10 protein-coding genes and 1 pseudogene are annotated in these 12,066 nt (G+C 66.2%); 6 read left to right on the top strand and 5 right to left on the bottom strand.

Going from position 1 to position 12,066, the window contains the following annotated elements; all coding sequences use genetic code 11:
- Positions 1–579: efflux RND transporter permease subunit (locus AC16JP_RS05845; protein ID WP_484339667.1), on the top strand; the 579-nt coding region annotated here is incomplete at its 5' end.
- A gap of 53 nt (positions 580–632) precedes the next feature.
- Here AC16JP_RS05845 and AC16JP_RS05840 read toward each other — a convergent pair.
- The 5 genes and pseudogenes from AC16JP_RS05840 to AC16JP_RS05820 all read right to left on the bottom strand — a co-directional run.
- A pseudogene (locus tag AC16JP_RS05840) lies at positions 633–731 on the bottom strand (PEPxxWA-CTERM sorting domain-containing protein); the annotation flags it as partial.
- 672 nt (positions 732–1,403) lie between these two features.
- The gene (locus tag AC16JP_RS05835) at positions 1,404–4,034 is read right to left on the bottom strand and encodes a valine--tRNA ligase (protein ID WP_484339666.1); all 2,631 of its coding nucleotides are present in this window, start codon (positions 4,032–4,034) and stop codon (positions 1,404–1,406) included.
- Positions 4,035–4,112: 78 nt separating this feature from the next.
- Entirely contained in the window at positions 4,113–4,475 is a 363-nt protein-coding gene (locus AC16JP_RS05830; RefSeq protein ID WP_484339665.1) for a DUF2497 domain-containing protein, read from the bottom strand.
- Between the two features lie 10 nt (positions 4,476–4,485).
- A complete protein-coding gene (locus tag AC16JP_RS05825) occupies positions 4,486–5,874 on the bottom strand; it encodes a TolC family outer membrane protein (protein WP_484339664.1) in 1,389 nt (462 codons plus the stop codon).
- A 10-nt stretch (positions 5,875–5,884) separates the two neighbouring features.
- Complete coding sequence (locus tag AC16JP_RS05820) at positions 5,885–6,505, bottom strand: protein-L-isoaspartate O-methyltransferase family protein (RefSeq protein WP_484339663.1); 621 nt, start codon at positions 6,503–6,505, stop codon at positions 5,885–5,887.
- A gap of 248 nt (positions 6,506–6,753) precedes the next feature.
- Here AC16JP_RS05820 and zwf point away from each other — a divergent pair, with 248 nt between their 5' ends.
- The 5 genes from zwf to AC16JP_RS05795 all read left to right on the top strand — a co-directional run.
- Complete coding sequence (gene zwf, locus AC16JP_RS05815; protein ID WP_484339662.1) at positions 6,754–8,235, top strand: glucose-6-phosphate dehydrogenase; 1,482 nt, start codon at positions 6,754–6,756, stop codon at positions 8,233–8,235.
- A gap of 48 nt (positions 8,236–8,283) precedes the next feature.
- A complete protein-coding gene (pgl, locus tag AC16JP_RS05810; protein WP_484339661.1) occupies positions 8,284–8,979 on the top strand; it encodes a 6-phosphogluconolactonase in 696 nt (231 codons plus the stop codon).
- A 1-nt stretch (position 8,980) separates the two neighbouring features.
- Complete coding sequence (gene edd, locus AC16JP_RS05805) at positions 8,981–10,801, top strand: phosphogluconate dehydratase (protein ID WP_484339660.1); 1,821 nt, start codon at positions 8,981–8,983, stop codon at positions 10,799–10,801.
- Entirely contained in the window at positions 10,801–11,775 is a 975-nt protein-coding gene (gene glk, locus AC16JP_RS05800; protein ID WP_484339659.1) for a glucokinase, read from the top strand. The genes edd and glk overlap by 1 nt, the downstream gene beginning before the upstream one ends.
- An 11-nt stretch (positions 11,776–11,786) precedes the next feature.
- Positions 11,787–12,066, top strand: a 280-nt coding sequence (locus AC16JP_RS05795) for a beta/alpha barrel domain-containing protein (protein ID WP_484339658.1), incomplete at its 3' end; no start/stop codon positions are given.

Below are 12,066 nucleotides of genomic sequence, written 5' to 3'. Positions count from 1 at the left end.
TATTCGCTGAAGCAGGGCGGCGAGGCGCTGGCCGAAACCAAGAGTTTCGGCGGCATGGGCGGCGTGATCCTGCTGGCGCTGTTCGGCATTTTCGCCATCCTGGTACTGGAATTCGGCCGCTTCCGGGAAACGATCGTGGTGGCGGGCGTGATACCGCTGGGCATGTTCGGCGGGTTGATCGCCCTGTTCCTGACCGGCAATTCCATCAGCTATACGGCGATCATCGGGTTCGTGGCCCTGATCGGCATCGAGATCAAGAACTCGATCCTGCTGGTCGATTTCACGACGCAGTTGCGCCAGCAGGGCATGGGCCTGCGCGACGCCATCGAGAAGGCGGGTGAAGTGCGCTTCCTGCCCGTCCTGTTGACGAGCGTGACTGCCGTGCTGGCGTTGCTGCCGCTGGCGCTGTCGGGTTCGGGGCTGTATTCACCGCTGGCGTGGGTGATCATCGGGGGGCTGATTTCCTCGACCATCCTGAGCCGGGTGGTGACGCCGGTGATGTATTTGCTGCTGGTGCGCGGGGCGCCGTCTGCACCCCGGTCGGACGAACCCGTTCCGTTGCTGCCACCCACGCATTGAAAGGGGCGCCGACGCATGTGCGCCGACGCCCCGATCCATTGACGAAAACGCGGTCAGGCCAGCGCGGGGGCCGAGTTCCGCCGTGCGGCGAAGCCGACGAGGCCGAAGCCGACGATCAGCATCGCCCAGGTGGCGGGTTCCGGAATGGCACCCGAAGCATCGCGCACATAGAGCTGTTCGGCGAAGCTGTATGCATTCGGCATTCCCGCCCACGGGCCATAGGTCTGGCCAAGGCCGTCCTGCCAGTCGCAGTGGGTGTACTGGGTGTCGAAGTATCCGGCTGCGCAGGCACCGTCGCCGGTGTAGGCGCCGTTCGTGGCCGAGAAAGTCGAACCGCTAATTGGGTCCGAGCCATTGAACGGAACATTCCCGCCAGCGAACAGAAAGTCGGTTGCCAGCGGGGCTGCCGCCAGTTCGGCCGCAGTCGGCAGGCGCCAGCCCAGGCCGCCCTGATAGCTGAGCGGGTTGGTGAAGCTGCTGTGCGGCAGCGGCGCCGCCCAGGCCCAGTCGAGGCCGCCCATGGTGATGTAGGCGTTGCTCGGCAGGGGCACATTGGTTGCGGCAATCGCCGGCACCGAGGCCAGCGCGCTTACTGCAAGCAGAAATTTCTTCAGCATGATGGTGTCTCCTCAGACCTTCCCGTGCGAGCCGCGACGTTCGCGTTCCCTCGTCACGCCGGGCACATCGGGCAGCCACCATGCCGGCCTGAAGGCAACTGCAACTATCATGCCATTTATGAGTTCGTTTATATTCAATGCTTTAATATGCAGGCATTTTGCCTGCCTGTAAAAATTATCGACACATCTGCGGTAAATGCAGCGACCTCAGCCCAGCCGCCCGAGGGCAGCGCGCAGGCGTTCTGCTTCGGCGGTTCTGGCAGCGTGGTCCTCGCGCGCCTTTTCCACTGCCTCGGGATTTGCGCGTTCCAGAAAGCCGGGGTTTGCAAGGCGCTGGGCCAGCGCCGACGCTTCCTTTGCGGCTTGTGCCGCGGCTTTTTCCAGGCGGGCGCGTTCGGCCGCAAGGTCGATCACGCCGGCAAGCGGCAGCGCATAGGTGCGCCCGCCAACCACCACCTGTGCAGCACCACCTGCCGGTGCCGGGCCGGCTTCGATGGTTCCGATGCGCGCAAGCCGTTCCAGCGCCGGACGATGACGCGCAAGCCGGGCAAGCGATTCCGGATCGTCTTCTACGGCATGCAGCGCAAGCCTTGCGCCGGGCGGCACGTTCAGTTCGGTGCGGGCCGAGCGGATGGCCGAGATCAGGTCGATCAGCCAGCCGATTTCGTTGCCTTCGGCATTCGCCGTGACGGCAGGGCCGGTGGCTGGCCATTGGCCGACGATGAGGTCGTGGCTGCGATCACCCAGCGCATGCCAAAGCTCCTCGGTCAGGAACGGCATGACCGGGTGCAGCAGCAGCAGGATGCGGTCCAGCACCCAGCCTGCGACCGCACGGGTTTCATCGGCAAGCGGGCCTTCTTCGGCGAGCAGCGGCTTTGCCAGTTCCAGATACCAGTCGCAGAAGATGCTCCAGACGAAATGGTAAAGGCCAAGCGCATATTGATCGAACCGTAGCGCCTGCAGCGCGGCTTCGGCGCTGGTGGCGGCCCTTGCGGTTTCCGCCAGAATCCAGTCGTTGACCGGGTGCGTTGCCGGTGGCGGCGTGTCTGATCCGGAAGCACGGATCCCCTGCGATTGCGCGAAACGGGCCGCGTTCCACAGCTTGGTGGCGAAGTTGCGATAGCCTTCCACCCGCTTTTCATCGAACTTCACATCGCGGCCCTGCGCTTCCGACGCCGCCAGCGTGAAGCGAAGCGCATCGGCGCCATAGCGATCGACGAGGTCGAGCGGGTCGACGGTGTTGCCCTTCGACTTCGACATTTTCTGGCCTTTGGAATCGCGCACAAGGCCGTGGCAATAGACTGTCTGGAACGGCGCCTTGCCGGTGAGTTCGAGGCTCTGCATCATCATCCGGGCGACCCAGAAGAAAATGATGTCGAACGCGGTGACAAGCACGTCGCCCGGAAAGTGGCGGTCGAGGTCAGGGGACTGTTGCGGCCAGCCGAGCGTCGCGAACGGCCACAGCCCCGAGGAAAACCATGTGTCGAGGACGTCTTCGTCCTGCCTGAGCGGCACGCCGGCACCGGCGATGGCCTGCGCTTCTCGGGCGGTTTCGGCGACGATCGCCTGCCCGTCGGGCGTGTACCATGCCGGTATGCGATGCCCCCACCAGAGCTGGCGCGAAATGCACCATGGCTGGATGTTGTCCATCCAGTTGAAATAGGTTTTTTCCCAGGTCTTCGGCACGAAACCGGTGCGTCCGTCGGCGACTGCGTCGCGCGCGTCGACGGCAAGCTTTGCCGCATCGACATACCATTGATCGGTCAGCCACGGCTCGATGACGACGCCCGAACGATCGCCGTGCGGAACCTGCACGGGCTTGTCCTCGATCCGTTCGAGGAGGCCGAGGGAGTCGAGATCGGCGACGATGCGCTTGCGCGCCTCGAACCTGTCGAGGCCGCGATAGGCTTCGGGGATGCTGTCATCGTCCGTCAGGATACGGGCGTTGGCGTCGAGGACGTTGATCCAGCCGATCTGGCGGTGGCGTTCATAGACGGCCCAGTCGTTGAAATCATGCGCCGGGGTGATCTTTACGCAACCCGATCCCAGTTCGGGGTCGGCCCATTCGTCGGCGATGACGGGGATGCGCCTTGCCGTCAGCGGATGGGCGATTTCCTGCCCGATCAGGTGGCGGTAGCGTTCGTCCTCGGGGTTCACCGCGACCGCCGTGTCGCCCAGCATGGTTTCCGGGCGGGTGGTCGCCACCACCAGATGGCCCGATCCGTCGGCCAGCGGATAGCGCAGATGCCAGAAATGGCCCTGCACCTCGCGGGTTTCGACTTCCAGATCGGAAATCGCCGTCTGGAATTTCGGATCCCAGTTCACCAGCCGCTTGTCGCGATAGATCAGTCCACGCTGGTGCAGCGTCACGAACACATGGCTGACGGCCTTGCTGAAGCCCTCGTCCATGGTGAAGCGTTCATGCTGCCAGTCGCAGCTTGCGCCCAGCCGCCGCATCTGCCGGGTGATGGCGCCGCCGGACTGCGCCTTCCATTCCCAGACTTTCGCCAGAAACGCATCGCGGCCCAGCCCCGACCGCGTCTGCCCGTCGCCGGCCAGCGTCCGCTCGACCACCATCTGCGTTGCGATGCCGGCGTGATCGGTGCCGACGATCCAGCGCGCGTCGGCGCCTTTCAGCCTTTGCCAGCGGATCAGGATGTCCTGCAGCGTCTGGTTCAGCGCATGGCCGATATGCAGCGTGCCTGTGACGTTGGGCGGCGGCAGCACGATGGTGTAGGGTCGCGCATCGGGGCGCGCCGGGCGGAAAGCCTGCGAATCTTCCCAGTGCTGATACCAGCGCGTTTCGATAGAGGCGGGCGTGAAAGTCTTCTCGAGCATGGCGCGGGGATTAGCCCGTGGCCGCGCCCATGGGAAGGTTCAACACTGCGGCGATCGTGATCGCGGCTGGCGCGCCGCCTATTTGGTGCCGATCAGGCGGGCGATTTCATCGGCCGCCATCTTCTGGATCAGTTCCGGCAGGTGCGCGTCCAGCCAGTCTTTCACCTGCGGCCGGATAAGTTCGGCCAGAAACTCCTCGACCGAGCGTCCTTCTGCCTGCGGTACCGGCCCGGCCTTGCGCGCGGCCCTGGCCTTGCGGGCGGCGGGCTGGGCGTCGGTGTCGGCCAATGTTGCATCGGGCGCGGCGGCTATTGGTTCGGCCGCCGGCCGATCGTCGGGTTCCGGGTGGACGAGCCTTACCGGCGGCTCGTCAGCGCTGACCGTTGCGCGGATCGAGTCGAGGATCGAGGCCAGGTTCGGGTCGAGCGCTTTGCGGTTCATCGGGTCCGGTTCATTGCCGTGGCCCCACCAACGGCGGCGCCTGGTTGCGAGTGCGATCTTTTTGCGGATCCGGATCATAGCCGAATTCCTGCCAGCCCTTGCCGCGAACCCTTTTGGCATTGGCCTCGACATCATAGCGGCCGATAGGCGCACCATCCAGCACATCTTCAAGCGCGCCCATCACCATGTACAGGTTGTAGGCGTTGACGTAGCGGTCGCGCTCGGCCTGCACGAGGCTTACGCGCGAGTTCAGCAGCAACTGTTCGGCGTTCAGCACGTCCAGCACGTCGCGGCTGCCGACGAGGTTTTCCTGCTTTACCCCTTCGGCAGCGAGCGCGTTGGCGCTGATCTGCGCCTTGGCTGATTCGATCAGGGCTTCCGAAGTGCGCAACAGGCCGAAATAGTCGGTTGCCGCCTCTACTGCAGTGCGTTCGGCATAGGTGATGTTTTCCAGCGCCTGGCTTTGCGCCGCCTGCGCCTGCCGGACCTGCGCCGGGATCAGCCCCCCCGAAAACAGCGGCATGCTGGCGGTCACGCCAAGCGATGGCGTGAAACCCGTAAGCGCCGCCACGGTGTCGGTTCCATGCACATAAAGCGCGCCGGCATTCAGCGCCACCGACGGGCCATGTCCGGCCTTCGCAACGCGAACGTTCTCGCCTGCCGCCTTTTCGGCGAACCGGGCGGCGGCCAGATTGGCGTTGCCGTCCGACGCGCGATTGCGCGCTTCTTCGTCGGTGTCGGGAAGCCTGGTCAGCGCCGGCAGCGGTTGCAGATCCACCGGGTCGTGCCCGACGAGGCGGCGATAGGCCTGCCGCGCCAGCGTCCGCTGGGCGCGCGCGCCCTGAAGCCCGGCGCGCGCCTGCGCCAGCGCGGCTTCGCTCTGCGCGACGTCGGTGCGGGTCAGGTCGCCGACCTGGAAACGGTCCTGCGAGGCGCGCAACTGCTGGATCAGCAACTGTTCCTGCCCCTCGTTCAGGGTGACCAGCGCGTCGGTCTTCAGCACATCGGCGTAGGCGGTCGCGGTGTCGACGATCACCTGATATTCGGTAGCGCGAAGGCGCGCCCGCTGCGCTGCGATCTGCGCTTCGGCCGCCGAGATGCCAGCGCGCACACGCCCGCCCTGATAGATGGGCTGGCGCAGTGCCACACCGCCGCGCCACAGTTGCCCGGCCGAGCGGACGTCATGGGTCAGTTGCTGCGTGAAGTCTCCGGTGAGGTCGAGCTTGGGGCGCATGCCGGCGGCGGCGATCGGTACAGCCTCGTCGGTCTGTCGCAGTTGCGCCCGTGCGGCCCCGATGGTCGGGTTGGTCTGGTAGGCGGCGGCAATCGCATCGGCCAGGGTTTCAGCGGACGCGGGCGCAGCGATCAGGACGGACGCCAGAAGAACATGTTTCAGCATGAGGGGGCTTTCAGAAGCGGAAGGCGGGCGCCTTCGCAAAGGACGGCAGGATGGCGCCGGGCGCCTCGGCGAAGGGTTCGGGCTGCACCTGCCCGGCCCGTTTCACGCCTTGTGCGGCACGGCTTACGCCATCGTTGCCAACGATGATCGCCAGCAACCGGCCCCCCTCGGCCAGTTGGGCGACCAGTTCGGCGGGCAGCGTTTCGGCTGCGCCGTCGATCAGGATCAGGGTATAGGGCGCAGCTTCGGCCCAGCCCTTGTCCAGCGGGCCTTCGACGACGACCGTCGTGGAGAGGCTGGCCAGATTTTCCCGCGCCTGCGCTGCAAGGGTGGCATCGCATTCGAGCGCCACGACAGAAGCGCCGAGCGACGCGACGATGGCGGCGGAGTAGCCGGTTGCGGCGCCCACGATCAGAACCCGGTCAGCGGGCTGGATCGAGGCTTCCTCGACAAGACGGCCGAGGCTGAGCGGCGCCAGCAGTTCGCGGCCTTCACCCAGGGGCTGCGGCGCATCGACATAGGCAAGGCCCTGCCGCCCGGCGGCGACGAAGCGTTCGCGCTCGACCTCGAAGAAGGCGGCCGACACGCGCGGCGAGATGACGCCGCACGGCTTCAGCTGGCTGTCGATCATGGCCATGCGGGCGGCGGATGGAACGGCACTTACGGCGGAGGCCACGCGGTTGAACCCTTTGCGTTTTGCGATGCAACACCACGATGCAACGGAAGATGAAATGCCGGACCTGATACTTGAGGGCAGGCGCGCTCGCAACAGCCTGTGTGCAGGCAGCGCACGCCGCCGCCGGTGCCGGGTCGTCGCATGTCGTTACGGGTGGCTTCACATCCGCACGTCGATGGTCCAGATGGCTGGCGCGGCCGGGGATGGCTGCACAGGCGGAGAAGATTGTGACGGCAGTTCTGCTCTTTGGTGCGACCGGCGATCTTTCGCGGCGGATGCTCCTGCCATCGCTCTATGGCCTTTCGGTCGACGGGCTGCTGGCGGCCGACGTGCGGATCGTCGGCACGGCCCGTTCGCCGCACGACGACGAAGCGTTCCGGGCGATGGCAGCCAGGGCGATCGCCCCGCATGTGGCCGCCGGGCTTGGCGACGACGACAAGGCCGCTTCGTTCCTGCGCCAGTTGTTCTATGTGCCGCTCGACGCAACCGACATGGCGGGTTTCCACCGCCTGCGCGACGCCGCCTGTGGCACGGACGGCTGCACCACCGAGCAGATTTCGATCTTCCTCTCGACTGCACCATCGCTGTTCAAACCCACGATCGCCGGGTTGCAGGCGGCGGGCCTTGCCGGGCCGAACGTGCGGATCGGGCTGGAAAAGCCGCTGGGCACCGATTTTACGACATCGGCCGAAATCAACGATGCCGTCGCCGCCGCTTTCCCCGAGCAGCGGATATTCCGCATCGATCATTATCTGGGCAAGGAGACCGTGCAGAACCTGCTGGCGATGCGTTTCGCCAACACCCTGTTCGAGCCGCTGTGGCGGGCGGATGCGATATCGCATGTGCAGATCACCGTTGCTGAAACCGTGGGGCTGGAAGGGCGGGTCGATTTCTACGACGGCGCCGGCGCGCTGCGCGACATGGTGCAGAATCACATGTTGCAGCTTCTGGCGCTGGTGGCGATGGAGCCTCCGGCCCGGTCGGACGCGGAAAGCGTGCGCGACGAAAAGGTGAAGGTGCTGCGGTCGTTGCGGCCGATCGACGGCGCGACCGCACAGACCCATAGTGTGATCGGTCAGTATGTGGCGGGAGCGATCGACGGGCAGCCGGTCGCGGCCTACGCCGACGAACTGGGCCGCCCCAGCGGCACCGAGACGTTCGTGGCGTTGAAAGCCCACATCGACAACTGGCGCTGGAAGGGCGTGCCTTTCTATCTGCGGACGGGCAAGCGGCTGGCGGTCAGGAAGTCGGAAATCCTGATTGATTTCAAGCCGGTGCCGCACTCGATCTTTGGCGAGCATGTGCAGGGCCTGCTGGCGAACCGGATGCTGATCAGCCTGCAACCGAACGAGAATATTTCACTGAAGCTGATGGCCAAGGTGCCGGGGCTGGACCAGGGCGGAACCCGGCTGCGCGAAGTGTCGCTGGACATCGACCAGCGCAACGCCTTTGCCGAGGCGCGGCGGCGGATCGCCTATGAGCAGTTGCTGCTGAGCCTGATCGAGGGGCGGCAGACCCTGTTCGTCCGCCGCGACGAGGTAGAGGCGCAATGGGCGTTCATCGATTCGATCCGCGCGGGATGGGCAGCGAACGGCATGCAGCCGCGCCCCTATACCGCCGGTAGCTGGGGGCCATCGGCTGCGATCGCGCTTATCGAACGCGACAACGCAAGCTGGAACGACTAGGGGTGCAGGCGTGAAGGTGGCGCGGGTGCCGTTTCAAAGGATAGCCGAATGATCGAGGTGGAATGGTGGGAATATGACGACGCTGACGACATGGCCGAGGCCGTGGCGGGCGATGTCCGTTTTCTGATCGATTCCGCGCTCGATGCGCGCGGCGATGCGGTGGCGGCGTTTCCCGGCGGCCGCACGCCGCAGGCCGCTCTCGATCTGCTGTGCGCGGCAAAGCTGAAGTGGAAATCGGTTACATTGCTGCCGACCGACGAGCGTCTGGTGCCTGTCACCGACCCGATGTCGAACGTGCGGATGCTTGCCGAACGCTTCCTGCCGCTGGGCGCCAGGGTGTTGCCGCTGTCGGGCGGCGATCTTTCGGTCGCCGACACCGGGCGGGCGGCCGATGCGCGGCTGCAGGCGATCCACTGGCCGCTCGATCTGGTTTGGCTGGGCATGGGCGCCGACGGGCATACCGCGTCGATCTTTTCCGGCCCTGATCTCGATGCCGCCCTGACTGCGCCGCATCGGGCGGTCGGCGTGACGCCGGATCCGCTGCCGGCCGAGGCGCCGGTTGCCCGTGTCACGCTGACGCGGTCGGCGATCGTCTCTGCGCGATCGGTGCTGATTTCGATTCAGGGCAAGGAAAAGCGCAAGGTGCTGGAAACGGCCCTGAAGGAAGGCGCTGGTTCCCGTTATCCGATCGGGCGGGTACTGGCCGACGCCAACCAGGCGATCGACATCCACTGGTGCCCCTGAAATGCCGCTCAATCCCGTTCTCGAAGCCGTCACTGCGCGTATCGTCAAACGCTCTCGCGATAGCCGCGGCCGCTATCTCGAACTGATCGCACGCGAATCGGAAAAGGGCGTCCGGCGTGAAGTGCTGGGCTGTTCCAATCTGGCGCACGCGTTCGCCGCCGCCGAGCAGGACCAGCAGACGCTGAAGGAGGGGCGGGCGTTCAACATCGGCATCGTCACCTCGTATAACGACATGCTGTCGGCGCATCAGCCGTTCGGCCGCTATCCCGAACAGATGAAGGTCTGGGCGCGCGAGGCGGGCGCGACGGCACAGGTGGCCGGTGGTGTGCCGGCGATGTGCGACGGCGTGACCCAGGGCCAGAGCGGCATGGAGTTGAGCCTGTTCAGCCGCGACACCATCGCGCTGTCGACGGCGGTTGCGCTGTCGCACGGCATGTTCGAAGGCGTTGCGCTGCTGGGCGTCTGCGACAAGATCGTGCCGGGGCTGCTGATGGGCGCGCTCAGGTTCGGGCATCTGCCGACGATTCTGGTGCCGGCCGGGCCGATGCCGTCGGGGCTTTCCAATTCCGACAAGGCGGCCGTCCGCCAGCGCTACGCCGAGGGCAAGGCCGACTGGTCGGAACTGCTGGACGCAGAATCGGCGGCCTATCATGCGCCGGGCACCTGCACCTTTTATGGCACGGCCAATTCCAACCAGATGATGATGGAAGTCATGGGCCTGCACATGCCCGGTGCTGCGTTTGTGCACCCGGCGACGCCGCTGCGCCAGCAACTGACGCGCGCGGCCGTCCATCAACTGACGAGGATCGGCCACGGCGGCAAGGACTGGCGCCCACTGGGCCATTGTGTCGATGAAAGGGCGATTGCGAATGCGATCGTCGGCCTGCTGGCGACGGGCGGATCGACCAACCATGCGATTCACCTGCCGGCGATAGCGCGCGCGGCAGGCATCCTGATCGACTGGGAGGACATGGACCAGTTGTCGGCGGTGGTGCCGCTGCTGGCGCATGTCTATCCTTCGGGGAAGGCCGACGTGAACCAGTTTCACACCGCAGGCGGCATGGCGTTCACGATCACCGAACTGCTGGATGCGGGCCTTCTGCACCGCGATATCCTTACAGTCGCCGGTGCCGATCTTGGCGATTATGCGCTTGAACCGGATCTGGACGATAGCCAACTGGTGTGGCGTCCGGCACCGGCGAAAAGCCGCGACGAAACCATCATCCGGCCGGTCGCACACCCGTTTCGGGCGGATGGCGGGATGCGGCTTGTGCAGGGCAATCTGGGGCGCGGCATCTTCAAGACGAGCGCAGTCGAGCCGGAACGCTGGACGATCGAAGCGCCTGCCCGCGTATTCGAAGATCAGGCCGCAGTCACCGCCGCGTTCAAGGCGGGCGAACTTGACCGCGACGTGGTGGTCGTGGTGCGCTTTCAGGGGCCGCGCGCCAACGGCATGCCCGAACTGCACAAACTGACGCCACCGCTTGGCGTGTTGCAGGACCGGGGATTCCGCGTGGCGCTGCTGACCGACGGGCGCATGTCGGGCGCCAGCGGCAAGGTGCCGTCGGCGATCCACCTGACGCCCGAAGCCCACGAAGGCGGCCCGCTGGCGCGTGTGCGTGACGGCGACATGATCCGCCTGTGCGCGAACGATGGGCAGGTGGATGTGCTGGTCGATGAAGCGGCCTTCAACGCTAGAACGCCCGCGCCGATTCCGGCCGATGCGCATGGAACCGCGCGTGAACTTTTTGCGCTGTTCCGGCAGTCGGCCGAAGGCGCCGAACGTGGCGCGTCGCCGTTTCTGAACGCGGCGGGGCTCTGATGCCGCTGACCGAGGTGCTGGCGGCCGATATCGGCGGAACCCACGCGCGCTTTGCCATCGCGACGCGCGCCGCCGATGGTCGAATCCTGCTTGGCCACGAAGCGAAGCTGAAGGTTGCGGATTTCGCCAGCCTGGAAACGGCGGTGCAATCCTATCGCGGCCGGCTGGGGCGGGCAGCACCTGCGCGGGCGGCGATAGCGGTTGCCTGCCCGATCGAAGGCGACCTGCTGAAGCTGACGAACAACCCGTGGGCGATCCGCCCGGCGACGGCGGCCGCACAGCTTGGCCTCGACGAGGCGCTGTTCATCAACGATTTTGCCGCAGTCGCGCATGCGGTTTCCGTCTGCCCGCCGGACATGTTCGAACATCTGGCCGGCCCGGACGCGCCGCTTCCGGCCGAAGGGGCGGTCAGCGTCGTCGGGCCGGGAACCGGCCTTGGCGTGGCGCTGCTGCTGACGGGCAGGCATCCGCGCGTGGTTGCGACCGAAGGCGGGCACATCGATTATGCCCCGCTCGACAGTCTGGAAGACAGGATCCTCCACCATCTGCGGGAACGCTATCGCCGCGTCTCGGTCGAGCGGCTGGTGTCTGGGCCGGGCCTGGTGAACATCCATGCGGCACTTGCCAGCATCGAGGGGCGCGCGGTTCCCCCCCGCGCCGACACCGCGCTTTGGGAAGCGGCGCTGACGGGCGGCGACGCGCTGGCAAGAACGGCGTTCGATCGCTGGTGTCTGGCGCTGGGCAGCGTTACCGGCGATCTGGCGCTTGCCCATGCGGCGCAGGGCGTGGTGCTGGCCGGCGGGATGCTGCCGCGCGTCAGGCATCTGCTGGCGGATTCCGGTTTTCACGCCCGCTTCGTTGCCAAGGGGCGGTTTGAAATGCGCATGTCGGGGCTGCCGATCCTGCACATCACCCACCCGGAACCCGGTCTGCTGGGGGCGGCGGCCGCACTGTTCAACCGGGAAGACGTCTGAAGGAAAATGCAATGAAGCCGATAGAACGCATCATGCGGACCGGGCCGGTCATTCCGGTGCTGGTGGTGGACGAAGCGGCCCATGCCGTGCCGATCGCCGAGGCGCTGGTCGCGGGCGGCATCCGGGTGCTGGAAGTGACGCTGCGGACCCCTGCCGCGCTGGAGGTGATCGCCCGCATGAAAGAGGTTCCGGGCGCAATCGTCGGCGCGGGAACGGTTTTGAACGTGCGCGATCTGGATGCGGCGATGGCGGCCGGGGCCGGGTTCATCGTGTCGCCGGGCCTGACGCCGG

The sequence above is a fragment of the Sandaracinobacteroides sp. genome, from assembly GCF_057137845.1.
The sequence above is the reverse complement of the archived record's forward strand: the minus strand, read 5'-3'. Positions and strand labels throughout refer to the sequence as shown.